This window comes from Stenotrophomonas sp. SI-NJAU-1, assembly GCF_020883215.1.
GTDB classification, from domain to species: domain Bacteria; phylum Pseudomonadota; class Gammaproteobacteria; order Xanthomonadales; family Xanthomonadaceae; genus Stenotrophomonas; species Stenotrophomonas indicatrix.
On the sequence record NZ_CP086598.1, the window covers coordinates 4,088,612 to 4,111,309 of the forward strand.

The following is a 22,698-nucleotide window of genomic DNA, read 5'->3' on the forward strand; positions in this document are numbered from 1 at the left end:
GATGCTTTGCAGCAATGGCTGAATACGTTGAAGTTATTGGCATCATGCACCTGGAAGGGGGTACAAAGGCCGGTGGGCCGTGCTGCGCCGCAGGACGGCTTTTTCGTACGCATTCCTTAACATGGCGATTCATATCATTTGTAACTTCTCTGTCGAAGGTGCAGTACGCAATGACGGTTGCCGCTGAGTTCAAGATCGAATACCTGCAGTATCTGGACACGGACGGCACGCTCGTCCGCGATGACCTGCCCGAAGCCCTGCGCGACCCACGCGCGTTGCTGCCGATGTTCAAGCAGATGCTGTTCGTGCGCGTGTTCGACGGCAAGTCGATCGCGCTGCAGCGCACCGGCAAGCTGGGCACCTACGCGGCCTGCCTCGGCCACGAAGCCGCGCATGTGGGCATCGGCGCCTCGATGCAGAAGGACGACGTGTTCGCACCGTCCTACCGCGAGTACGGCGCGATGTTCATGCGTGGCGTGCGCCCGCACGACGTGCTGATGTACTGGGGCGGCGACGAGCGCGGCAACGACTACGGCGGCAATGCCGCCAAGGACTTCCCGTTCTGCGTGCCGATTTCCACCCAGTGCCTGCACGCCGCAGGCGCTGCGCTGAAGTTCAAGCTCAACAAGGAACCGCAGATCGCGGTGGCCGTATGCGGCGACGGTGGCAGTTCCAAGACCGACTTCTACGCGGCCCTGAATTCGGCCGGTGCCTACAAGCTGCCGCTGATCCTGTGCATCGTCAACAACGGCTGGGCCATCTCGGTCCCGCGTTCGGCCCAGACCGGTGCCGAGACGCTGGCACAGAAGGGCCTGGCCGGCGGCCTGCACTGCCTGCAGGTGGACGGCAACGACCTGATCGCGGTGATGGCCGCCATGCTGCAGGCGCGCGAGCGTGCGCTGGCCGGCGACGGCGGCACCGTGCTGGAACTGATGACCTACCGCCTGTCCGACCACACCACCGCCGATGACGCGCGCCGCTACCGCGACGACGCCGAAGTGAAGGATGCCTGGCAGCGCGAGCCGATGCTGCGCCTGCGCAAGTACCTGACCAACGCCGGTGTCTGGAGCGAGGAAGAAGAAGCTGCCTGGACCGCCGAGTGCGGCAAGCGCGTGGACGAGGAAGTGAACCTGTACCTCAACACGCCGGTGCAGCCGGTCGAGGCGATGTTCGATTTCCTCTATGCCGACCCGCCGCAGGACCTGCTGGCCCAGCGTGCCCAGGCCATCGCCCTGGAGCAGCGCCATGGATGAGATCAAGAACGGCGCGTCCAGCGCGCACACCAACGCCGCCGACAGCGCTGCCGTCGCGCGCGGAGAACAGAACATGACCGACACCCCGATCACCCTCATCGAAGCCATCACCCAGGCGCTGGCCTGGGAGCTGGAGCACGACAAGTCGGTGCTGGTGCTGGGCGAAGACGTGGGCGTCAACGGCGGCGTGTTCCGCGCCACCGCCGGCCTGCAGCAGCGCTTCGGCGCCGACCGCATCCTCGACACCCCGCTGGATGAAACCACCATCGCCGGCCTCACCATCGGCCTGGCCGCACAGGGCATGAAGCCGGTGGCCGAAGCGCAGTTCGATGGCTTCATGTACCCGATGGTCGACCACATCATCTGCCACGCCGCGCGCCTGCGTTACCGCACCCGTGGCCGCCTGCACTGCCCGATGGTGCTGCGCGTGCCGTGGGGTGGCGGCATCCGTGCGCCGGAGCACCACAGCGAGGCCAACGAAGCGATCTTCACCAACGTACCGGGCCTGCGCGTGGTGCTGCCGTCCTCGCCGCAGCGCGCCTATGGCCTGCTGCTGGCCGCGATCCGCGAGCCGGATCCGGTGATCTACATGGAGCCCAAGCGCATCTACCGCCAGTACAAGGAAGTGGTCGTCAACGACGGCGAAGCCCTGCCGCTGGACGTGTGCTTCGTGCTGCGCGATGGCACCGACGTGACCCTGGTGACCTGGGGTGCGCAGGTGAAGGAAGCGCTGGAAGCGGCCGACAAGCTGGCCGGCGAAGGCATCAGTGCCGAAGTCATCGACGTTGCTACGCTGCGTCCGCTGGACTTTGCCACCATCGCCGAGTCGGTGGCCAAGACCGGCCGCTGCGTGATCGTGCAGGAGGCCCCGAAGACCGCGGGCTTCGGCGCGGAAATCGCCGCACGCCTGGCCGAGGAATCGATCTACGACCTGCTGGCTCCGGTCGAGCGCGTCACCGGTTACGACACCCACATTCCGCTGTTCCGCCTGGAGATGAAGTATCTGCCGAGCGTGGAGCGGATCGTGGCGGCGGCCAAGCGCGCGGTGGCGGCAGGCTGACATGCGGGCCCGCCTTCTCGGGGCTTACCGCAGCCAGTATCCCAACCCGCTCCGGTTCCGCACCGGCCAGATCGTCGAAGTAGGTGTACGTGACGAGGAATGGCCGGCGTTTGCCTGGGTGCGCACCAGCGATGGGCGCGCCGGATGGGCACCGGTAGCGTGGTTGCAGCTGTTGGACGATGGTCGCGCCGAAGCCCTGCGCGACTACGACGCCCGCGAGCTGGATGTGGAGAACGGCGAGATGGTCAAGCTTCATCACGAACACGGCGGGTGGTGGTGGTCCGAGCGCGCCAATGGCGCGACGGGCTGGTTGCCTGCCCGCGAACTGGAACTGCTGGAAGAGAACTGCAAATGAGCCAGACCAAGAACTTCAACCTGCCCGACCTGGGCGAAGGCCTGCCGGACGCGACCATCGTCGAGTGGTTCGTCAAGGAAGGCGATGTGATCAAGCTGGACGAGCCGCTGGTCTCGATGGAGACCGCCAAGGCCGTCGTCGAAGTGCCCTCGCCGTTCTCCGGCACGGTGCTGAAGCTGTCCGGCGCTGCCGGCGACATCATCCCGACCGGCGCGGTGCTGGCCAGCTTCGCGCTGGACCCGAACCTGCCGCAGCGCGCTGATGGCCAGGACACCGGGCACAGCCACGGCCATGCCGCTCCGGCTGCCGCCGCAGCTCCGACGCCGCCGCCGCTGCCCACCGCAGCCGCCCCGGTGGCCGCTGAAGAAGCCAAGCCGGCTGCCGCCGAGCGTGATGACGCCGGCACCGTGGTCGGCGCGATGCAGAGCTCCAACGCGGTGCATGCCGAACAGGCGCTGGCCGTGGGCGGCGTCAAGGCCGTGCCGGCGGTGCGTGCCACCGCGCGCAAGCTGGGCGTGGACCTGAGCCGCGTACGTGCCACCGGCGCCGATGGCGCGGTGACCATGGCCGACGTCAAGCAGGCCGCCGCCGATGGCAGCGCGAAGATCGGCGCGGCACCGGCAGCGGTTGCTGCACCGGCTGCCGCCGCACCGCCGCCGGCCCAGGTGGCCGCACCGGTACCGTCCGACGCACGCACCCCGCTGTCCGCTGCCGGCAAGCCGATGCGCACCCAGCCGCCGGGCGTGGTCGCCAAGGGCCAGCCGGAACCGCTGAAGGGCGTGCGCCGCAACATGGCCCGCGTCATGGCCGATGCGCACAGCAAGGTCGTGCCGACCACGCTGAACGACGACGCCGACATCCACGCCTGGCTGCCGGGCAACGACGTCACCGCGCGCCTGGTGCGCTCGATCGTGGTCGCCGCGCAGAAGGTGCCGGCGATGAACGCCTGGTTCGACGGTGAAGCGCTGACCCGCACCCTGCACGCGCAGGTGGACATCGGCATCGCCGTGGATACCGACGACGGCCTGTTCGTGCCGGCCCTGCGCAACGCCGACATGCTCGACGCGCGTGGCATCCGTGAAGGCGTGAACCGCCTGCGCGAGCAGGTGGAAGCGCGTTCGATCGCGGCCTCGGAACTGAGCGGCTACACCATCTCGCTGTCCAACTTCGGCATGTTCGCCGGCCGCTACGCGACCCCGGTCGTGGTGCCGCCGTGCGTGGCCATCGTCGGTGCCGGCCGTGCCCGCCACCAGATGACCCCGGTGATGGGCGGCGTGGAAGCGCACAAGGTCATTCCGCTGTCGGTGACCTTCGACCACCGCGCGGCCACCGGCGGCGAAGCGGCCCGCTTCCTGCGCGCGATGATGGACGATCTGGCGCTGGCCAGCTGATCGGCCACCACCTCTGAAACACAAGAAACGCCGGGCAATGCCCGGCGTTTTTTTGTGCATGCTCCACTATGTCGCCTAGCCATGCTCGGCTGCTTTTCAGTAGATCCACGCCATGCGTGGATGAAGGCATGAAGCAAGCCGAGCTTGGGCTCTGCTATACGAAATTCCTGGATCAATCGCGCGCGACCATGCCCTCGGCCCGGCTGTAGACACGCAGCCGGTGGCCATCGGGGTCGACACCGACGAAGGTGTGGCCGAATTCCAGCGTTACCGGCGCCTGGGCGATGCGCACGCCAAGCCCGCGCCACTCGTCGTGCATGCGCTGCACCGTTGCTGCATCTGCCACCACCATCGCCAGCTCGGCTGCACCGCCTTCCGCATCCACCGGCGGCTGCACGTCATCGCGCTGCCACAGGCCAAGCGCGGCGCCATCGCCGAGCAGGAACAGGGCAAAGCCGGGTGACTGTTCGACCGGTGACGTGCCGAGGATGCCGCTGTAGAAGGTGGCGCTGGTGGCAACGTCGCGCACGTACTGCAGCAGGGTGCTTGGCTTGAACATGGGAAAGCTCCGTGGTTGGGAGCGGTCATGGTGGCCCCGCCCTGCTGACAGATCCTGTCAGCAGTGTCGAGCAGGCTCGACTGCCTTTGCTCTGCCTTTGGTAGACGTCGAGCTTGCTCGACTGCTCTCCGCGAAGAGCAAGAGCGTCGAGCAAGCTCGACACCTACCGAGCGCAGAGAGCGAAGAGCAAGAGCGTCGAGCAAGCTCGACACCTACCGAGCGCAGAGAGCGAAGAGCAAGAGCGTCGAGCAAGCTCGACACCTACCAAAGCCAGAGCAACGACCAGAAGCGGTCGAGCAAGCTCGACCTCGTCACGAACGGTCCAGCCAATCCGGGGCGATGCCCTGCGCCTTCTGCCAGCGCCGCAACAAGGTCGCGCGTGGCACCAGGTAGTGCTCTTCCAACGCACGCGCATGGCGAATGCGATCCAGGCGGAAATGACGGAAGTCCTCGCGGCCCTCGCACCACGCCGCCAGCATCGGCACTTCATCGAAGTACCCAAGGGCGAACGGCCAGACCACGCGCTCGGTACGCCTGCCCTGCGCATCTTCATAGGCGAACTGCAGCCGCTGCTGCGTGCCCACCGCTTCGCGTACAGCCTGCAGCCGCGCCGGGGGTACCTTGGCCGTCGTACGCGATGGCCCCACCCGCAGGCCGCTGTCACGCAGCGCATCGCGTCGCGCCGCCGGAAGCACATGCGCAATGCGCGCCAAGGCATCACGTGCGGCCTCGGCCAGGGCCGGCTCGGTGCGTGCCGCCACCCAGCGCAGGCCCAGCACCAGCGCGTCGATCTCGGCCGGTGGCAAGGTCAGCGGCGGCAGCACATCGCCCGGTTCCAGCTGGTAGCCGACACCGGCTTCCCCGCGCAGGTCGGCGCCCTGCTCGCGCAGCGTTTCAATATCGCGGTACAGCGTACGCAGGCTGATGCCCAGTTCCTCGGCCAGCGCCTGCCCGGCCACCGGCCGGCGATGGCGGCGCAGCACCTGCAGCAGCTGGTTCAGGCGCAGCGCGCGCGACATCAGCCGACCAGATCGCGCGACGGCACCACGTGCTCGCCCGGCTTTGCCGCCAGCGCCGCATCCACCAGCGCGTGGGCAATCACCGGTGCCGGATTGATCCGCCAGGCACGTGGCAACACCGGCCCCAGCACACCCAGCACCTGCAGCGCGAAGTGTTCGCCACGGCGGACCTCCTGCCGCTCACCGCCGATCAGCCCCGGCCGCACCAGCGTCAGCGACGGGAAACCCAACGCGCGCAGGTCGCGCTCCAGCTCGCCTTTGACCCGGCTGTAGAAGATCGACGAACGCGGGTTGGCGCCTGCGGCCGAGTTCAGCGCGAAGGCCTGGGCACCCTGCGCAAGGGCCAGGCGGGCGAAGGCCAGCGGGTAATCGTGGTCGATGCGATGGAACGCCTCGCGGCTGCCGGCTTGGGCGATGGTGCTGCCCAGGGCGCAGATCACCGCGTCCACCCGGGCCCAGTCCGGCGCATCGGGCAGCCGAGCGAAGTCGAGCACCGGGTTGTGCAGTTTCCCGTGCGGCGCAGCCAGCGGACGACGGCTGGGCGCGACCACGGCGCTGCAGCGGGGGTCGGCCAGCAGCTGCGACAGGGCGTGGCCTCCGACCAGTCCCGTCGCCCCCAGCAACATCACACGCATACCCACCTCCACTGCGGCATCCTGTCGCCCATCCTATCGGTTCAAGCCACCGCCGGTTGCGCCGATATGCTGTGACCAGCCCCCTGCCATCCCAGGATGCGTTCCATGACGGACCAGCCCGACCCCCGCCCTGTCCCCGGCACCGCCATCGGGCCGCCTGCGCGCGTGCGCGCGGTGGTCGATGACGGGCGCGGCGATCGGGTGGTACTGCAGGGCGGTAGCAGCGTGGCGTTGCAGCAGCTGTTTGCCGGGGCCGATGCCCCCGAGCCGCTGCTGGCCGCCTTCGCCAATGGCATGGCCACCCTGCCGGGTGAGCTGGGCGACATGGGTGATCGCCTGCAATCGGCGCAGGCCAGTGCCGACTGGCCGCGCTATGGCCGGGCGATGCGGCAGCTGATCGATAAATACATCCGCACCATCGACCAGCACTCGCCCGATGGGCAGCCCGACAGCCTGCGCCTGTCCGAGCAGCTGCGGTTGCTGCTGGGCGGCGCGGTGGTCGCGCTGCTGCAGCACGATCCCGACCTGCGCGAGCAGGCGCAGGCCCTGGCCGTACGCCTGCGCCAATGGCAACCGGGCGCGGCACTGGAACCGATCGAACAGGGCGCGCGCGAGCTGGGCCACCAGATCGGCGTGCGCGCCGAAAGCTGGCAGGAACAGCAGGCGTTGTTGCTTGAGTTGTTCGCCCTGCTGCTGGAGAACGTCAGCGAGCTGCTGGATGACCGCAGCTGGCTGCAGGGACAGATCGCGGCCGTGCGCCAGTTGCTGGCCGGGCCGCTGGAAGCCGAATCGGTCGAGCGCACCCGCGCCGAGCTGCGCGAGGTGATCTACAAGCAGGGCCTGCTGCGGCAGGGAATCGACGATTCGAAAGCGGCCATGCGCAGCTTGATGGGCGAGTTCATCGAACGCATGGATGGGATGGCTGCCAGCACCGGCGAATACCACGACCGCATCGGCAGCTACGCGCTGCAGTTGCGCGAGGCGCGCAGCATCGCCGACCTCAACCACCTGCTGCAGGAAGTGATGCAGGACACCGGAAAAGTGCAGCAGCAGGCGGCGCAGGCGCGCGATCACCTGGCCAGCGCGCGGCAGGAAGTGGAACGCGCCGAACAGCGCATCAACCAGCTGGAACAGGATCTGCGCGCGGCCGGCGATCTGGCGCGTATCGACCCGTTGACCCAGGCCCTGAACCGGCGTGGCCTGGATGAACTGCTGCAGCGCGAGCTGGCCCGCGCCGCACGCAACCACTCGCCGCTCGGATTGGCGGTGATCGACCTGGATGATTTCCACCGGACCAACGACGAACACGGCCATGCCGGCGGCGACGCGCTGCTGCAGCACCTGGTGGCGGTGTGCCGTCTGCTGCTGCGTGCCACCGATGGCATCGCCCGGCTGGGCGGCGACGAGTTCGTGCTGGTGCTTCCCGAAACCCCCGGCGCGGACAGCATGGCCACGGTGCAGCGGCTGCAGCGCTCACTGGCGCATCGCGTGCTGACCCTGCAGGAGCGACGCATCCCCGTGCATTTCAGCGCGGGGCTGGCGCAATGGCAGCCAGGAGACGATGCCGATACGCTGCTGCGGCGCGCCGATGACGCGCTGTATGTAGCCAAGCGCGAAGGCAAGAACCGGGTACACGCGGGCTAGCTCGTCGGTGGTGCCAACCTTGGTTGGTGCTTGCGGGAACAAAACCGCCGACCAAGGTCGGCGTCTACCGGGCAAAGCGCCGGAAACCGCTGGGAAGGTCCCAACCTTGGTTGGCACGTGCGGGCAACAAACCGCCGACCAAGGTCGGCCTCTACCGGGCAAGGCGCCGGAAACCGCTTGGTAGGTGCCAACCTTGGTTGGCACGCGCGGGCAACAAACCGCCGACCAAGGTCGGCCTCTACCGGACAAGCGCCGGAAACCGCTGGGAAGGTCCCAACCTTGGTTGGCACGTGCGGGCAACAAACCGCCGGGCAAGGCGCCGGAAACCGCTTGGTAGGTGCCAACCTTGGTTGGCACGTGCGGGCAACGAACCGCCGACCAAGGTCGGCGTCTACCGGGCAAAGCGCCGGAAACCGCTGGGAAGGTCCCAACCTTGGTTGGCACGTGCGGGCAACAAACCGCCGACCAAGGCGCCGGAATCCGCTGGGTAGGTGCCAACCTTGGTTGGCACGCGCGGGCAACAAACCGCCGACCAAGGTCGGCCTCTACCGGACAAGCGCCGGAAACCGCTGGGTAGGTGCCAACCTTGGTTGGCACGTGCGGGCAACAAACCGCCGACCAAGGTCGGCCTCCGGGCAACGCGCCGGCGCTTACTTGCCGCGCAGCTTCTGGAACCCGGTCACCGCCGCCAGCACGATGGCACCGGCGATGATGCCGACCACCATGTTGCCCAGCGCGTTGACCAGCCAGCCCCACTGGCCCTCACCGCCCAGCGCCTGCACCGCGTGGTGCAGCGCCGGCACGTTGTGCACCAGGATGCCGCCACCAACCAGGAACATCGCTGCGGTACCGGCCACCGACAGGAACTTCATCAGCCACGGTGCCGACACCAGCAGGCCACGGCCGACTGCCGCCAGCGCCGCGCCCTTGCGCGACAGGTACAGGCCCAGGTCGTCCAGCTTGACGATGCCGGCTACCAGCCCGTAGACGAACACCGTCATCGCCAGCGCGATCACCACCAGGGTACTGACTTGGTTGATGAACGACGCCGTCGCAACCACGCCCAGCGACAGCACGATGATTTCGGCGGAGAGAATGAAGTCGGTGCGGATCGCGCCCTTCACCTTGTCCTTTTCCCACGCGACCATGTCCACCTGCGCATCGGCCAGCGCCTTGCGCAGCTCGGCCTGGTGTTCGGCGTCCTCATCGGCCGAATGCAGGAACCGGTGCGCCAGCTTCTCCACGCCCTCGAAGCACAGGAAGGCGCCGCCGATCATCATCAGCGGCACGATCAGCGGCACGTTCCAGCCGCGGCTGTGCAGCCAGGCTTCCAGCGCGCTGATCGCCAGCGCCGCCGGCACCAGGATCACCTTGTTCACCAGCGAGCCCTTGGCCACCGCCCATACCACCGGCAGTTCACGGTTGGCGTTGACGCCGGTTACCTGCTGCGCGTTCAGCGCCAGGTCGTCGCCCAGCACGCCAGCGGTCTTCTTGGCAGCGACCTTGGTCAGCACCGAGACGTCGTCGAGCAGGGAGGCGATATCGTCGAGCAGGGCAAACAGGCTGGCACCGGCCATGGGGGATCCAGTAAAGGGAATGAGCGGATTCTGACCGATCCGGTGCCACCTGCGGTAGCGGGTTCACCGCGCGCCCACCGGGCGGCAGGGACACTGGAAGCGTAATCCGGTCCCGCCAGCGGCGGGATCACGGACATCGGGTCGTCGTCTTCAAGGAGTGTCGTTTGAGCAATCCGTCCACCGCCACAGGCAATCCGCCGCTGATCAGGGGCATGAACCGGCGCAGCCAGATCCTGCGCCTGCTGATGCGCTACCGGCACTCCGGGGTGTTCTCCGGCATGAACCTGGACGCTGCCGGCAGCCACACCGACGTGCCACCGGACGGCAATCCGGAGCAGTTCGTCAGTGACCTGGAAGCGCTGGGGCCCACCTTCGTCAAACTCGGACAGATGCTGTCGACCCGCCCGGACATGGTGCCGGTGGAGTTCGCCACCGCACTGGAGCGCATGCAGGAGAAGGTGGCGCCGATTCCGGTCGAACGCATCCACGCCATCGTCGAGCAGGAGCTGGGGGCGCCGGTGAACAAGCTGTTCGCCGCATTCGATCCGCAGCCGCTGGGCTGTGCGTCGATTGCCCAGGTGCACCGCGCGGTGCTGCATGACGGCCGCGAGGTGGCGGTGAAAGTGCAGAAACCGGAGGTAGCCGCGCAGCTGCGCTCGGACCTGGAAGTACTGCGCAGCTTCGCCCTGGCCGCCGACCACCTGACCCAGATCGGCCGCCGCGTGCGCCTGCGCGACTGGCTCAATGAATTCGCCAAGACGCTGATGCAGGAGCTGGACTACCACGCCGAGGCCGAGAACCTGTCGCGCTTCGGCCGGCATTTGAAACCGTTCCGGCGCCTGTGGATTCCGCAGCCGCTGTGGGACTACAGCAGCCATCGCGTGCTGACCATGGAACTGGCCACCGGCGTGCGCGTGGATGCCATTCCCGATGTGCGCCGCACCGAACAGGCGATGGACCCGCTGGCGGCGGCGCTGATCCGCGGCTATCTGGACCAGATCTTCGTGCACGGCGAAATCCACGCCGACCCGCACCCCGGCAACCTGCGGGTGATGCCTGATGGGCGCTTGGCCATCTTCGACCTGGGCATGGTCGCGCACATGCCGCCGCGGCTGCGCGAGCGCCTGCTGAAGATCCTGTTTGCCGCCGTCGATGGCCGCGGCGAGGAAGTGGCCGACGACCTGATCAGCATCAGCACGCGGCTGGAGGCATTCGATGAGGAGCGCTACCTGCGCGAGACCGGCCAGCTGATCGCACGCTATGCCGCCAGCGCGAATTTCTCCGAAGGGCGCGTGGTGCTGGACATGGTGCGCATCGCCACCTCATCCGGGTTGCGCACGCCGCCGGAGCTGAGCCTGCTCGGCAAGGCGCTGCTCAACCTTGAAACCGTATGCCGCCTGCTGGCACCGGATCTGGACACGCGCCGCATCGTCGAACGCCAGCTGCAGCACGTGATGCGCGCGCGCCTGAAAAAATCGCTGTCGGCCGCCAACCTGGCCAGCGAGGCGATGGAGCTGCAGCAACTGCTGCGCGACGGGCCGCGCAAGCTGTCGGACATCATGGCGCTGCTGGCCGAGAACCGCCTGCAGATGAAGGTGACCGGGCTGGAAGAATCGCGGCTGATGGAGAACCTGCAGAAGATCGCCAACCGCGTGGCCGCCGGCATCATCAGCGCCGCGTTGATCATGGCGGCGGCAATGATGATGAAGATCGACACCGGCTGGCATGTGCTGGGCTATCCCGCCATCGCACTGGTGCTGTTGCTGATCGGCGTGGTGCTTGGGCTGGGCATCGTGACCAGCGCATTGTTGTTCGATCGCCGTGCGCGTTCGCGCGAGGAACGCGGGCATCGATAGTGTCGCATCCACGCTCGACGTGGATCAGCGAAAACAGTGCATTCATGCAGGTTTTTAATGCAATCGAGCGTGAGTTTTCACGCTCGATTTACGTTCGCAGCGTGATATCGCGCGCACGATTTCAACAAACATTTCAGTCAGGTTCGTGCATGCACTATCGGGTCATCGGCCTGTCATGCAGATGTGCTTGCAGCAGCGCCGGTCGGATGGACACGCGTCGGTACGACGTCCATCGCCACCCCGTCACTGCCGAAGCTGCCTATGCTCTGGATTCTGCTGCTGTCGCTGTTGCTGCTGTCCTGGTTGTTCCTCGCGTCCGCAAAGTGGGTGTGGTGGAAAGCAGGCTTGTTCTCGCTGTTGCTGCTGGCGCTCAGTGCCTGGTGGCTGATCGACAAGCTGTCCGGTGACGGGCTCAACGCCGCCACCCTGTACCACCTGGGTGCGGACATGGAAGGCGCCGGTGTCGCCGACTTCAAGGGCTATATCGCCGGCTTCATCGTGCTGGCCGCCGTGTCGCTGCTGCCGCTGTTCGCTACGCGGGTGAAGCGTTGGCGCCGCCCCACGGCCGGTGGTGCGTGGTTTGCCGGTTTCGCCGCGCTGTGGGTGGCCACGATCATGATCAGTCCATTGGCACGTGACGGGCAGCGCCTCTATCAGCAGCTGCGCCCGGTGGATTTCGCCCGTATCGCCCCCGAATACCAGGTGCCCACGCAGGCCCTGCAGCGCCCACGCAACATCGTCTGGATCTACGGCGAGAGCCTGGAGCGCACCTATCTGGATGAGGCCGTGTTTCCCGGCCTGATGCCCAATCTCAACCGCCTGGCGGCCAGGTCGCTGGATGTACGCGGCCTGGCCTCGGCCGAAGGCGGTGGCTGGACCATCGCCGGCCTGGTGTCGTCGATGTGCGGCGTGCCGCTGACCACCTCGCAGGGTGATGAGAACAGCATGGACCGCATGGGCAGCTTCCTGCCCAAGGCCGTGTGCCTGGGCGATTACCTCAAGCAGCAGGGCTACACCAACCATTACCTGGGTGGTGCCAACGGCCAGTTCGCCGGCAAGGGCCAGTTCCTGGCCAGCCACGGCTTCGATGAAGTGCATGACCTGGCGTGGTTCAAGCAGCAGAAGAAGATCGGCCGCATCCACTACTCGGCGTGGGGCGTGCATGACGACGTGCTGCTGGACACCGCCTACCAGCGCTTCGAGCAGCTGTCGCGACAGGATGTGCCGTTCATGCTGACCACGCTGACCATGGACACGCACCACCCGGCCGGGCACCTGCCGGTGGCGTGCAAGGGCGAGCGCTACCAGAGCCAGTATGGCAACATCGGCATGCTCAATGCGCTCAAGTGCACCGACCGCCTGATCTCGCAGCTGGTCGAACGCATCCAGGCCAGCCCCTACGGCAAGGACACGTTGATCGTGATCGCCTCCGATCACCTGGCCATGCCCAATGACCTCAGCCATATCCTGACCAGGCAGAAGCGCGAGAACCTGCTGTTGTTCCTCGGTGATGGCGTCGCCCCGCGCCAGCTGGCCGCTGAAGACGGCTCGACCCTGGATTCCGGGGCCACCCTGCTCAGCCTGCTCGATCCGAACCTGCAGACGATGGGCTTTGGCCGTTCGCTGCTGGACGACAAGCGCGCGCCGAGTGCCAGCGCCGCGGCACGCCGCGATGGCGGCCGCGACTATCCGCAGTACCTGGCCTTCGCCCGCTCGCTGTGGCTGGGTGAGCCGACGCGGCAGCTGAAGATCGACGGCGACGACCAGGTGGTGGTGGGCCTGCAGCACGTGCAGCCGCCGGTGCTGCTGGAATACGACAAGGACTGGGACCTGAAATCGGTGTATCTGGAAAACACCTCGCGCCAGTTCGACGATGCCGACCCGGACAACACGCTCGCCTACGTTGATCGCTGCACCGCGTTCGAGGATGGCTCGGCCGACGGCGACTGGTGCGCGCTGCTGGTGAACCGCGACAACGGCATCAAGCTGTACCGCGATGGCCAGCTGCGCAACGGCATCGACGTGGATGCACCACTGGATGCCTTCCAGGGCCCCCGCCCCAGCGTGCGCCAGGCACACATGATCACGCAGAAGGGCCGCCGTACCCGCGCCGGCCAGTACATGCTGCAGCTGGTGGCGAGCACGCGCCCGGATCGCGGTTTCTGGATCGAAGCGGTGTCCTCGCAGCGCAAGGTGGTGCTGGCCCAGCAGTGGGTGCAGCCCGATGCGGACGGCAAGATCAACGTATCGTTCGGGCTCGACCACGAAGTGGATGATCTGGAAATCCGCGCGTGGCTGAACCATGCCGAGACGCTGGCGGTGGATACCTTCGCACTGGTGCCCTCGCGCGGCCGACCGCGGGGGTAAAGGGGGTTCGGCAGGGCTGCGCCCTTCACCTGCTACGAGCCGAAGCGACAGCAACAGCAAAGCTGGTGTTCCGCGGGATGGCGGGGCGGTGTGGGTTGGCAGGACACGCCGTAAACCCGTCCTTGGGGGCTCGATGGCGCCATCCATGGCGCCAACGGTCCTGCCAACCCACACCGCCCCGCCTCTGACAGATTCCTGCAGCTGTCGGTAGGTGTCGACCTTGGTCGACACTTCTGTCAGATATGGAAATCAATCCGGGGTCAGATCCGTTTTCTTACGGAAAACGGATCTGACCCCATCTGCATGAAATCGAATATTTCGACAGTTCATCGAAGAGCATCCACGCATGGCGTGGATCTACGTGTCGACCAAGGTCGACACCCATCAACAGCAACACAGAACACCGTTCCGACAGATCGCGGGAATCTGTCGAAGGCGGGGTGGGTCCGGTTGCGGGGGCGTGAGCGCCATGGATGGCGCGACCGAGCTTACAGGGACGTACTTGCAGCGTCCCCCGCAACCGGACCCACCCCGCCATCCCACAGGAAACCCGCTTTTGCTTTTGCTTTTGCTGTTGCTCCTGAGGTTGCCGGCCAGCGGCCGGCACTACCGCGGGTGCAGGGCGCAGCCCTGCCGACCCACCCTCTTACTGCGGCGGATCGCGGGTGATGTGGATGTCGGTCGGCGTGGACAGCGGGATGTGCCGCTCGGCCAGGATCTGCAGCAGGCTGAAATACAGATCGCTGCGCGTGCCGTACACCTGCCGTGGGCTAACCACGTAGGCGAAACTGTTGATGGTGATCTGGCCACCAGCGATGCCGTCGATGTACACCGCCGGCGCCGGCTGCGGCAGCACCGTGTCGTGGGCTCCATAGGCGTCCAGCAGCGCCTGTCGCAGCCCCGCCACATCGGTGCTGGCCGGCACCGCGAACTGGATCTGGATGCGGCCCTGGTTGTTGCCCATCGTCATGTTGCGGATGGTCTTGGTGATCAGTTCCGAATTGGGCACGATCAACGTCGACTTGTCCCCCACCTGGATCTCGGTGGAGCGCACGTTGATGCGGCGGATGTCGCCTTCCTGATCGCCCAGCTTCACCCAGTCACCGATCTTCACCGGCCGTTCGGCCAGCAGGATCAGGCCGGAGACGAAGTTCTGGATGATCGCCTGCAGGCCGAAACCGATACCTACCGACAGCGCACTGACCAGCAACGCCAGGTTCTTCAGGTTCAGGCCCATCGCGGTCAGTGCCCACAACCCCACCAGGATGATGCCCACGTAGCGGGTGATGGTGCTGATTGAATTGCGCGCGCCCAGGTCCAGCTCGGTCTTGGGCAGGTAAGTGTCGGTCAACCAGCGCTGCAGCAGCTGCGTCAGCCCCAACCCGACCAGCATCACCAGCAGCGCGATGGCGATACGTGCGGGCTTGAGAGTGATGTCGCCGATGGGAATGCCGTTGGCCAGCGAAGCGACGCGCTCGACCACCGAGCCGATGTTGCCGAACGGCGCCGCCAGCGCCAGCAACGCGATCAGCACCACGAACGTGCGCAGCACGGCAGACAGCAGCACACCGGCCTGCTCCAGCCGCGACACGCTCAGGCCGGTGCTGAGCAGGATGGTCTGGCCGACCTTGCTGTCGGCGTTGAGCAGCCAGGTGGAGAAATCGTCGACGAACTTGAACAGCAGCGTCGCCGCCAGCACCACGATGCTGCCGCCGATCAGCTGCTGGTTGACGAACTTGGCGAAGTTCACATAGCCCATCAGGGTGGCGATGATCGCGGCCACCACGGCGATGTTGCCAGCCACACGTGCCAGCACCAGCCAGCTGCTGCGCCGCACCGGAACGGCCGCGCCCTGGCCGTCGGCCTGCGCTTCCAGCTTCGCCTCGGCCTCGGCGGTCTGCCGGCGGTGCAGGCGCGCCAGGGTCACCAGCATGGCCATGATCAGGCCCAGATAGGTCAGCGCGATCACGCCGTCCAGCGCCACCGTGGTGACGTCGCTGGTGCGGGTGGCTTGGTCGACAGCCACCAGCACCGTGCTCAACCAGGCCAGGGCCGCCGCACCCCAGGCGTATTTGCGCAGCTTCAGCGCGGCGGTGTCATCGAGATTCAACAGGCGCCATGACGGGCGCTGGGGTACCAGCATGCAGGCGCTGAGCGCGGCAATGAAGGCCGCGCGGAAGGTGGCAGTCTCAATCCCCTCGGCCACCACCTGCAGGCGCGGTGCGATCGCATTGATCGCATCCAGTGCCGCCATCAGCACCACCACGGCGTAGCCGGGCAGCAGCGTACCGACCAGCAGCAGCCACATGGCGAGCCCGGAACGGCGCAGTCGGCCGTCAGGCGCACGTTCGGATGCAGCAAACCGCCGTCCCAGCGCGCGCAGCCACAGGCGCAGCGGGAACATCATCACCAGTGCAGCTGCCACGCCCAGCAGCAGGGTGCCCCAACCATGGGTACGGATGCCGGCGACCAGCGCATCCCGGCCCATCTGCGCCAGCGGGGCGACGCGTGCGATATCGATCGGCAAGCGCTCGGCCACCTTGGTCCACAGCGCAGGAGACAGCGGCGAGGCCACCTTCTGCCCCAGTTCCTCCGTGCGCTGTGCCGTGCGTTGCTGGTCGATGTCGGCCGCCATCTGCTGGGCGCGCACCGCGCTGGCCTTTGCCTGCGCCATTGAGGCCATCAGGCCATCGCGCTGGCGGGTAATGGTCCGCCGTTGCGTCACCAGCTCCGGCGGCTCGGTGGTTCCCTCGGCGGGCGTACCCAACTGCGCCAGCTGTTCGTCGAGCCGATCCAGCTGCGGCTGCAGCGCCTTCTCCAGGGCTTCAGCATCGCGTCGCGCCTGCGAAGCCTCCTCGGACAGCATCGACAGGGTTTCCACCGCTGCAGCATCAACGCGCTTGCGCTCGATATCCTTCAGCGTGCTGTCGATCTGGGCCAGCTGCTGCTTGGGCGTGGGGTCGTCATCCTGGGCCAGCGCCGGCACAGCCAGCAGCAGCGTGCAGCACAACAGCAGGGCCAACCACGGGCCACGCACCAGGATCGTTCGGAAGAAGGAAGACAAGCCAGCCATACCGTTTTGCGCGGACCACCGCGCCTGCGCGCGACTATACGGCAGGTACCGTAAACGGCGGATGCGCGGGCGCTGGCCGCTGGCTGCGGCTCAGTACTTCAGGCGCAGCTCTTCAACCTGCGGCTGCTGCAGCGCGTACCAGTCCTGGAATTCTTCCTCGGTGATCTCATCCGGCGCATACACCGCGATCGGGTGCCAGGCGTGGTCGGTCGGCAACGGCTGGCGCGGCCCGGCGCGCAGGCTGTAGGCCACGCCTTCGTAGTCCACCAGATCGTCGACCTGCGGCCACTGCTCGCGGGCGAACTGGGTTTCACTCTTCAACAGGATCACCTGGTACATCGGCACCTCCACTTCGGTTGGATCGGAAAAACGCGGCGCTGGCCGAAGCATACCGCTGCGCCGATGACGGTACGCGCTCCACCCGGGCGACGGAATGTTCTGGACATGGCCCTCGCCCCGGCTTCACCCGCCCGTGGCAGTGTCCTCGGCATCGTGGAGTTCCTCTCCTGCCACGCCTGACAATGACCGACCTGCCTCCCCTGAAGACCGTCACCGACCTCAAGCTGCCCCGCTACCTGGGCACCTGGTACGAGATCGCCCGCCTGCCGATGCGCCACGAGCCGGAGGGCTGCACCGACGTGTCGGCCCATTACCGGCTGCTGGACAACGGCAACGTCGGCGTCACCAACCGCTGCCGCATGGACGGCGAGATCGAGGAAGCCACCGGCGAGGCCTGCGCGATCGACAATGACAGCGCGCGGCTGGAAGTCAGCTTCCTGCCCAAGGGCCTGCGCTGGCTGCCCTTCGCCAAGGGTGACTACTGGGTGATACAGGTGGCGCCGGACTACAGCGTTGCCCTGGTCGGCAGCCCGGATCGCAAGTACCTGTGGCTGCTGGCACGTGAGCCCCGGCTCGATGCCACCGTGCAGGAACATTATCTGGCCAGCGCACGCCTGCAGGGCTTCGATCTGTCCGAACTGATCCTGACCCCGCATACCGGCAAGCCCACGGCCTGAGCACGACCCCGAATGGACCTGAAGAGTGGTTACCCGTGGTGGGCGGTGCGCAACGGCCTGATCCAGGCCTTTCCGCCGCTGGAACAGGATCTGCAGTGCGATGTGCTGGTGGTCGGTGGCGGCATCACCGGCGCGCTGATCGCCGATGAGCTGTCGGCCCATGGCCACGACGTTGCGCTGATCGAACAGCGTGACATCGGCTGGGGCAGCACCGCAGCCAGTACCGCGCTGCTGCAGTACGAGATCGATACCCATCTGCTGGAGCTGGCCTCGCAGTATGGGCAGGACGCTGCGGCGCTGGCCTACCAGGCCTGTGCGGATGCGATCCCTGCATTGGGCGAGGTCGCGCGCGGCCTGAAGGACGTCGACTTCAGGCAGATGGACAGCCTGTACCTGGCCAGCCGCCGCCGTGACGTACCGCGGCTGATGGCCGAAGGCGAGGCGCGCCGTGGCATCGGCCTGGACGCGCGCTGGCTGGACCGGGATGCGCTGCAGGAACGCTTCAGCGTCGATGCCGGAGGCGCGCTGCTGACCCGCCAGGCCGCACGGGTTGATCCCTACTGCTTCACTTACGGACTGCTGCGGCGGTTGCAGCGGCGCGGCGGCGTGGCGCATGACCGCACCGTGCTGCATGCCCTCACCCCCACCGCGCGCGGCGTAACCGCGCGCACCGAATCCGGCATGCAGATCCGCGCCCGCCACGTGATGCTGGCGATGGGCTATGCCAACCAGCAGTGGCTGGACCCGCGCGTGGCCCGCAACCGCAGCAGCTATGCCTTCATCACCGACCCGATCAACGCCGACGAGCTGGGCTGGCTGCAGCGCACGATGGTCTGGGAGAGCGCACGCCCCTACCTGTACCTGCGTGCCACCGGCGACCGCAGGCTGTTGGTGGGCGGGCTGGACGATTCCATCGATATTCCCGCCCGCCGCGATGGCCGGGTGGACAGCAAGGCCCGCAAACTGATGAAGCAGCTGCTGCAGTGGTTCCCGCACCTGCAGCCGACCCCGGCGTTTTCATGGGCGGGCACCTTTGCCGAGACCGCTGACGGCCTGCCGTTCTTCGGGCCGCATGCGCAATGGGGTCCACGGGTACAGTTCGCCATGGCCTATGGTGGCAACGGCATCACCTATTCGATGATCGGCGCCGGGCTGCTGCGGGCGCGGATCGAGCGGCGCCGGCACCCGCTGCAGGACCTGTTCGGGTTCGGGCGGTTGTAGCGTGAAGCCAGGCATGGCCTGGCTCTACCGCAAACGGGCGCCGACAGGCATCATTCAAGCAACGCCTGCTAGCGTCGGCCTGTACCGCCGCGTGCTGCGCGGCCCCTCTGCGCTGGAGTGCCGTCATGATCCGCCCCCTGACCCTGCTGCTGTGCCTGGCCGCCCTGCCCGGGACCGCGTTGGCGCAGTCCGCCGCCGGCGCCACCGCGCCGCAGGCGTCCGGCCTGGACCTGTCCGTGCCGCAGACGCCTATGCGCTATCTCAACGATCCGACGCTGCAACAGGATCCGCCCGGCACGTTCTACGGCGACAAGACCGGCCCGCGCGTGCACGGCGACGGCAGGATCGCCGACGTGCAGGACGACAAGGTCAAGGTCTCCGGCAGCTTCACCACCGGCATCGGCTACGCCAAGAATTACGGCAACACCCACTACAACGCCGCCACGCTCAATCTCAGCAAGAACTACACCAACGATGAAGGCAAGACCCGTGGGGTCAACGTCAACATCCACGTGAGCGAAGGCAAGGGCCCGGGCTTCTTCGGGCCGTACGGCGGTGGTGGGTATTACGGTGGTGGCCCGGGCTATTGGGATTACCCGCCGCCTTACGGCTGGTAAGCGCACGGTAGGGCCGGCCGCTGGCCGGGTACCTCCTGATCCCGGAAACACCGTGCAGCAGCCGGCCAGCGGCCGGCTCTACCAGGTAGGTGTCGACCTTGGTCGACACACCTTCCCGAGCGGGCATCAATCCAGCCAGCCATCGCGCTCGCTGTGCAGGATGCGGCCGTCATGACCGCTCAGGCGCACGTCCACCTTCTGGTTGCGGGCATTGCGCGCTTCCAGCGACCACGTCGCGCCATCGCGTTCCAGCGAATGGATCTCGCGCAGCCCCTGCGCCTGCGCCTTGGCCAGCACCTGCTCGGTGCTCATCTGCGCACGCCCATCGTGCTCATCGAAGATCTCGCCGGTCTTCGGGTCCACGTAGACCTCGCTGAAGCGACCATCGGCACGGCTGACATCGGCTTCCCACAGGCCATCATCCCGCTCGATTTCATGGATCTGGGTGTAGCCGGCCTTGCGCAGGGTCTGTTCGACCTGAGCCATGCCCAGCGGTGCGGCCTGTACGGTGGGGGCCACGGCCAGGGCGACAACGGTGGCGAGGGTGAGCGACTTCAACATGGGGGTTCTCCTGTTCGTTGCCGGACCATCCCGGCAACGCCACGATGCACGGCGCGGTTAACAGCGGCCTAGCCGGCGCTGTTAGCCAACCGTTAGTCGGCCGCGGCACACTCGCGCCTGTCACTTGTTCCCATGCTCGATGCCGTTCCCGTGCCGATCCTGCCCTCCCTGTCCCTGCTGCTGGCCCTGGCCAGCGCCCCGACCGCCACCGGCCCTGCCCAGGACCCGGCGCAGCAGGTTGCGCGCCGCGCGGTGCAGCAGGGCCGCTACGTGCCGCTGGAAGGCGTGGTGCGCGATGCGCTCAAGCGCCACCCCGGCCAGCTGCTGGAAGTGGAACTGGATGACGGGGTGTACGAGGTGGAGATCCTGCGGGGCGACGGCGTGGTGGTGGAGCTGGACTATGATGCGCGGAGTGGAAAGCTGCTGAAGACGGAACTGGACGACTGATGCGCATCCTGTTGGCCGAAGACGATGCCGCGCTGGCCGAGCGCCTGCAACCGCTGTTGGAACAGGCCGGTTACGTGGTCGAGGTGGTGGCCGATGGTCGCCAGGCCGAGGAGATCGGCCAGGTTGAAGACCTGCAGGCCGCCATCGTCGATCTGGGCCTGCCCGGGCTGGACGGCCTGAGCGTGATCGAGCGCTGGCGCGGCAATGGCCGCGACTTTCCGGTGCTGGTGCTGACCGCGCGCGGACGCTGGCACGACAAGCTGGCCGGCTTTGATGCCGGTGCCGACGACTACCTGACCAAACCCTTCCAGCCCGATGAACTGGTGCTGCGCCTGCGCGCGCTGATCCGTCGCAGCCACGGCCATGCCAGTCCACGGCTGCAGTGCGGTCCGCTGCAATTGGACGTCAATGCCGGCCGATTTGAACTGGAGGGACAGGCGTTGTCGCTGAGCCCGCAGGAGTTCCGCGTATTGAGTTACTTCATCCACCACGCTGGCAGCGTGATCAGCCGCGACCGTCTGGGTGAGCAGGTCTTCGAAGGCGGCTACGACCCCGACTCGAATGCACTGGACATGCTGCTGGGACGGGTGCGCCGCAAACTGGGCATTGACCTCATCCATACCGTGCGCGGCCAGGGCTGGCGGCTGGCCGAGGCATGAGCGCGCGTCAACCTTCACTGCGCCGGCGGCTGCTGCTGGTAGCCGGCATCGGGTTGGTGCTGGTCTCTTTACTGGCCAGCATCCTGCTGGGCGAGCTGTTCGAGCGCAGCGCACGCGACCGCCTGGATGGCGAGCTGCAGCAGGCCATGTTGACCCTGCTGGCGCAGGCCGAGGTGGATCCGGAAGGACAGCTGCGCCTGCGCCAGGAACCGAATGACGCTCGCTTCCAGCGGGTGTTCTCCGGTGCGTACTGGCAGATCGCCGACAGCCACGGCAAGGTGCTGCTGCAATCACGCTCGCTGTGGGACCAGACCCTTGCGACCGCCGCCGCTGGCCCGGCCGAGCGCAACCTGCCCGGACCGATGCAGCAATCGCTGCGCGCCCGCGTTCAGCAGGTACGCCTGCCCCGCGCAGCACAGTCCTATGTCGCCGTGGTCGCCACCGACCGCAGTGCACTGGATGCGGACGTCGCCGCGTTCCGCCAACGCAGCGCAATGGCGTTGGCCGTGCTGGTGGCGGCGTGGCTGGCGGTACTGGCCAGCCAGGTGCATTTCGGTCTGCGCCCGCTGCGTGGGCTGGGCAAGCAGTTGGAGCGCATCCGCCGTGGCGACGCCGAACGCATCGACCGCCGCCAGCTGGATCGGGAAATCGCGCCGCTGGCCGATGAGCTCGACGCACTGCTGGACCACCACCAGCGCATGGTGGCGCGTGCGCGCAGCAGCGCCGAGGACCTGGCACATGCGCTGAAGACGCCATTGAGCGTACTGGCCGCCGAGGCGCAGGGCGAAGGCCGCGATTGGCGCCGCACCCTGCACGAACAGGGCGCACGCATGCGGGCCAGCATCGACCGCTACCTGGCCGCAGGACTGGCCGTGGATCATCGCCAGCGCAGTGAGGTGGCCCCGGCTGCCGAGGCGCTGTGCCGGCTGATGACCCGCGTGCATGCAGGCCGTCGCATCCGCTTCCAGATGGATGTCGCCCCGGGCCTGGCCTTTGCCGGCGCCAGCACCGACCTGGAGGAAATGCTGGGCAACCTGCTGGACAACGCCGGCAAGTGGGCACACAGCGAAGTCCGCCTGCGCGCCTTGGCCCAGAACGACCGGCTGCACATCGAAGTGCGCGATGACGGCCCCGGGCTGGACAAGGCCAAGCTGGAAAGCGTCCTGCAGCGCGGCGTGCGCCTGGACGAACGGGTGGAAGGCAGTGGCCTGGGCCTGGCGATTGCAGCCGACATCGCGGCCAGCCACGGCGGGTCACTGCGCCTGTCGAACGAGAATCCGGGGTTGCGCGCGCGGCTGGAACTGCCGCTGGCACCGGCTGACTGAGTAAAGACGGGGCAGCCCCAAGCGCAGCCGACGTGGGCTCGGCGCTACACAGGGCCCAGGGCG

At 67.2% G+C, this 22,698-nt stretch carries 20 protein-coding genes; 13 read left to right on the forward strand and 7 right to left on the reverse strand.

Annotated elements, in window-relative coordinates; translation table 11 throughout:
- Nucleotides 1–170: 170 nt before the first annotated feature.
- From pdhA to LMF57_RS18635, 4 genes are read left to right on the forward strand one after another with little or no spacing between them, the layout of a single operon-like run.
- A complete protein-coding gene (gene pdhA / locus LMF57_RS18620; RefSeq protein ID WP_032976633.1) occupies nucleotides 171–1,253 on the forward strand; it encodes a pyruvate dehydrogenase (acetyl-transferring) E1 component subunit alpha in 1,083 nt (360 codons plus the stop codon).
- Nucleotides 1,246–2,313, forward strand: coding sequence for an alpha-ketoacid dehydrogenase subunit beta (locus LMF57_RS18625; RefSeq protein WP_025874584.1), 1,068 nt, complete (start codon nucleotides 1,246–1,248; stop codon nucleotides 2,311–2,313). Before pdhA ends, LMF57_RS18625 begins: the two co-directional genes overlap by 8 nt.
- A gap of 1 nt (nucleotide 2,314) precedes the next feature.
- Nucleotides 2,315–2,668: an SH3 domain-containing protein gene (locus LMF57_RS18630; protein WP_025874583.1), complete on the forward strand. Its 354-nt coding sequence runs from the start codon at nucleotides 2,315–2,317 to the stop codon at nucleotides 2,666–2,668.
- The gene (locus LMF57_RS18635) at nucleotides 2,665–4,059 is read left to right on the forward strand and encodes a dihydrolipoamide acetyltransferase family protein (protein WP_208081532.1); all 1,395 of its coding nucleotides are present in this window, start codon (nucleotides 2,665–2,667) and stop codon (nucleotides 4,057–4,059) included. Before LMF57_RS18630 ends, LMF57_RS18635 begins: the two co-directional genes overlap by 4 nt.
- 172 nt (nucleotides 4,060–4,231) lie before the next feature.
- On the opposite strand, the gene LMF57_RS18640 is transcribed toward LMF57_RS18635, so the two are convergent.
- The 3 genes from LMF57_RS18640 to LMF57_RS18650 all read right to left on the reverse strand — a co-directional run bounded on the left by LMF57_RS18640 (nucleotide 4,232) and on the right by LMF57_RS18650 (nucleotide 6,272).
- Nucleotides 4,232–4,618, reverse strand: a complete 387-nt coding sequence (locus tag LMF57_RS18640) for a VOC family protein (RefSeq protein WP_117311613.1) — start codon at nucleotides 4,616–4,618, stop codon at nucleotides 4,232–4,234.
- Between the two features lie 311 nt (nucleotides 4,619–4,929).
- Entirely contained in the window at nucleotides 4,930–5,637 is a 708-nt protein-coding gene (locus LMF57_RS18645) for a YafY family protein (protein ID WP_088101778.1), read from the reverse strand.
- Entirely contained in the window at nucleotides 5,637–6,272 is a 636-nt protein-coding gene (locus LMF57_RS18650; protein WP_117311615.1) for an NAD-dependent epimerase/dehydratase family protein, read from the reverse strand. The genes LMF57_RS18645 and LMF57_RS18650 overlap by 1 nt, the downstream gene beginning before the upstream one ends.
- A gap of 105 nt (nucleotides 6,273–6,377) precedes the next feature.
- Between LMF57_RS18650 and LMF57_RS18655 the strand changes: the two genes are divergently transcribed.
- The gene (locus LMF57_RS18655; protein ID WP_208081531.1) at nucleotides 6,378–7,916 is read left to right on the forward strand and encodes a GGDEF domain-containing protein; all 1,539 of its coding nucleotides are present in this window, start codon (nucleotides 6,378–6,380) and stop codon (nucleotides 7,914–7,916) included.
- 650 nt (nucleotides 7,917–8,566) lie between these two features.
- On the opposite strand, the gene LMF57_RS18660 is transcribed toward LMF57_RS18655, so the two are convergent.
- Nucleotides 8,567–9,493: a DUF808 domain-containing protein gene (locus LMF57_RS18660; protein WP_117311618.1), complete on the reverse strand. Its 927-nt coding sequence runs from the start codon at nucleotides 9,491–9,493 to the stop codon at nucleotides 8,567–8,569.
- 212 nt (nucleotides 9,494–9,705) lie between these two features.
- Here LMF57_RS18660 and LMF57_RS18665 point away from each other — a divergent pair, with 212 nt between their 5' ends.
- Together LMF57_RS18665 and LMF57_RS18670 are read left to right on the forward strand one after the other, a co-directional pair.
- The gene (locus LMF57_RS18665) at nucleotides 9,706–11,349 is read left to right on the forward strand and encodes an AarF/UbiB family protein (RefSeq protein WP_223483053.1); all 1,644 of its coding nucleotides are present in this window, start codon (nucleotides 9,706–9,708) and stop codon (nucleotides 11,347–11,349) included.
- A 261-nt stretch (nucleotides 11,350–11,610) separates the two neighbouring features.
- On the forward strand, nucleotides 11,611–13,716 hold the full coding sequence (locus tag LMF57_RS18670; protein WP_229290368.1) for a phosphoglycerol transferase I: 2,106 nt from the start codon (nucleotides 11,611–11,613) through the stop codon (nucleotides 13,714–13,716).
- 646 nt (nucleotides 13,717–14,362) lie between these two features.
- Here the strand turns inward: LMF57_RS18670 and LMF57_RS18675 are convergent.
- Together LMF57_RS18675 and LMF57_RS18680 are read right to left on the reverse strand one after the other, a co-directional pair.
- Nucleotides 14,363–16,789, reverse strand: coding sequence for a DUF3772 domain-containing protein (locus LMF57_RS18675; protein ID WP_229290369.1), 2,427 nt, complete (start codon nucleotides 16,787–16,789; stop codon nucleotides 14,363–14,365).
- Between the two features lie 90 nt (nucleotides 16,790–16,879).
- Nucleotides 16,880–17,128, reverse strand: a complete 249-nt coding sequence (locus LMF57_RS18680; RefSeq protein ID WP_025874572.1) for a hypothetical protein — start codon at nucleotides 17,126–17,128, stop codon at nucleotides 16,880–16,882.
- Between the two features lie 182 nt (nucleotides 17,129–17,310).
- On the opposite strand from LMF57_RS18680, the gene LMF57_RS18685 reads away from it, so the two are divergent.
- From LMF57_RS18685 to LMF57_RS18695, 3 genes are all read left to right on the forward strand, one after another.
- A complete protein-coding gene (locus LMF57_RS18685; protein ID WP_117311625.1) occupies nucleotides 17,311–17,805 on the forward strand; it encodes a lipocalin family protein in 495 nt (164 codons plus the stop codon).
- Nucleotides 17,806–17,817: 12 nt separating this feature from the next.
- Nucleotides 17,818–19,026 (forward strand): FAD-dependent oxidoreductase, encoded by a 1,209-nt coding sequence (locus LMF57_RS18690; protein WP_229290370.1) that lies wholly within the window; start codon nucleotides 17,818–17,820, stop codon nucleotides 19,024–19,026.
- A gap of 125 nt (nucleotides 19,027–19,151) precedes the next feature.
- Nucleotides 19,152–19,643, forward strand: coding sequence for a hypothetical protein (locus tag LMF57_RS18695; RefSeq protein ID WP_025874569.1), 492 nt, complete (start codon nucleotides 19,152–19,154; stop codon nucleotides 19,641–19,643).
- 126 nt (nucleotides 19,644–19,769) lie between these two features.
- Here LMF57_RS18695 and LMF57_RS18700 read toward each other — a convergent pair whose 3' ends face one another.
- On the reverse strand, nucleotides 19,770–20,204 hold the full coding sequence (locus tag LMF57_RS18700; protein ID WP_208081562.1) for a PepSY domain-containing protein: 435 nt from the start codon (nucleotides 20,202–20,204) through the stop codon (nucleotides 19,770–19,772).
- A gap of 156 nt (nucleotides 20,205–20,360) precedes the next feature.
- Here LMF57_RS18700 and LMF57_RS18705 point away from each other — a divergent pair, with 156 nt between their 5' ends.
- From LMF57_RS18705 to LMF57_RS18715, 3 genes are read left to right on the forward strand one after another with little or no spacing between them, the layout of a single operon-like run.
- Nucleotides 20,361–20,651 (forward strand): PepSY domain-containing protein, encoded by a 291-nt coding sequence (locus LMF57_RS18705; protein ID WP_117311994.1) that lies wholly within the window; start codon nucleotides 20,361–20,363, stop codon nucleotides 20,649–20,651.
- Entirely contained in the window at nucleotides 20,651–21,310 is a 660-nt protein-coding gene (locus tag LMF57_RS18710) for a response regulator transcription factor (protein WP_117311629.1), read from the forward strand. Before LMF57_RS18705 ends, LMF57_RS18710 begins: the two co-directional genes overlap by 1 nt.
- Nucleotides 21,307–22,635, forward strand: coding sequence for an ATP-binding protein (locus LMF57_RS18715; protein WP_117311630.1), 1,329 nt, complete (start codon nucleotides 21,307–21,309; stop codon nucleotides 22,633–22,635). Before LMF57_RS18710 ends, LMF57_RS18715 begins: the two co-directional genes overlap by 4 nt.
- Nucleotides 22,636–22,698 lie beyond the last annotated feature (63 nt).

Excerpts from the sequence above, each read along its gene's own strand:
- LMF57_RS18670 (WP_229290368.1), top strand. The coding sequence starts at position 11,611 with ATGCTCTGGATTCTGCTGCTGTCGCTGTTGCTGCTGTCCTGGTTGTTC.
- LMF57_RS18675 (WP_229290369.1), bottom strand. The coding sequence starts at position 16,789 with ATGGCTGGCTTGTCTTCCTTCTTCCGAACGATCCTGGTGCGTGGCCCG.
- LMF57_RS18710 (WP_117311629.1), top strand. The coding sequence starts at position 20,651 with ATGCGCATCCTGTTGGCCGAAGACGATGCCGCGCTGGCCGAGCGCCTG.
- LMF57_RS18715 (WP_117311630.1), top strand. The coding sequence starts at position 21,307 with ATGAGCGCGCGTCAACCTTCACTGCGCCGGCGGCTGCTGCTGGTAGCC.
- pdhA (WP_032976633.1), top strand. The coding sequence starts at position 171 with ATGACGGTTGCCGCTGAGTTCAAGATCGAATACCTGCAGTATCTGGAC.
- LMF57_RS18640 (WP_117311613.1), bottom strand. The coding sequence starts at position 4,618 with ATGTTCAAGCCAAGCACCCTGCTGCAGTACGTGCGCGACGTTGCCACC.
- LMF57_RS18645 (WP_088101778.1), bottom strand. The coding sequence starts at position 5,637 with ATGTCGCGCGCGCTGCGCCTGAACCAGCTGCTGCAGGTGCTGCGCCGC.
- LMF57_RS18655 (WP_208081531.1), top strand. The coding sequence starts at position 6,378 with ATGACGGACCAGCCCGACCCCCGCCCTGTCCCCGGCACCGCCATCGGG.
- LMF57_RS18650 (WP_117311615.1), bottom strand. The coding sequence starts at position 6,272 with ATGCGTGTGATGTTGCTGGGGGCGACGGGACTGGTCGGAGGCCACGCC.
- LMF57_RS18700 (WP_208081562.1), bottom strand. The coding sequence starts at position 20,204 with ATGTTGAAGTCGCTCACCCTCGCCACCGTTGTCGCCCTGGCCGTGGCC.
- LMF57_RS18685 (WP_117311625.1), top strand. The coding sequence starts at position 17,311 with ATGACCGACCTGCCTCCCCTGAAGACCGTCACCGACCTCAAGCTGCCC.
- LMF57_RS18695 (WP_025874569.1), top strand. The coding sequence starts at position 19,152 with ATGATCCGCCCCCTGACCCTGCTGCTGTGCCTGGCCGCCCTGCCCGGG.
- LMF57_RS18665 (WP_223483053.1), top strand. The coding sequence starts at position 9,706 with ATGAACCGGCGCAGCCAGATCCTGCGCCTGCTGATGCGCTACCGGCAC.
- LMF57_RS18660 (WP_117311618.1), bottom strand. The coding sequence starts at position 9,493 with ATGGCCGGTGCCAGCCTGTTTGCCCTGCTCGACGATATCGCCTCCCTG.
- LMF57_RS18680 (WP_025874572.1), bottom strand. The coding sequence starts at position 17,128 with ATGTACCAGGTGATCCTGTTGAAGAGTGAAACCCAGTTCGCCCGCGAG.
- LMF57_RS18690 (WP_229290370.1), top strand. The coding sequence starts at position 17,818 with ATGGACCTGAAGAGTGGTTACCCGTGGTGGGCGGTGCGCAACGGCCTG.
- LMF57_RS18635 (WP_208081532.1), top strand. The coding sequence starts at position 2,665 with ATGAGCCAGACCAAGAACTTCAACCTGCCCGACCTGGGCGAAGGCCTG.
- LMF57_RS18625 (WP_025874584.1), top strand. The coding sequence starts at position 1,246 with ATGGATGAGATCAAGAACGGCGCGTCCAGCGCGCACACCAACGCCGCC.
- LMF57_RS18630 (WP_025874583.1), top strand. The coding sequence starts at position 2,315 with ATGCGGGCCCGCCTTCTCGGGGCTTACCGCAGCCAGTATCCCAACCCG.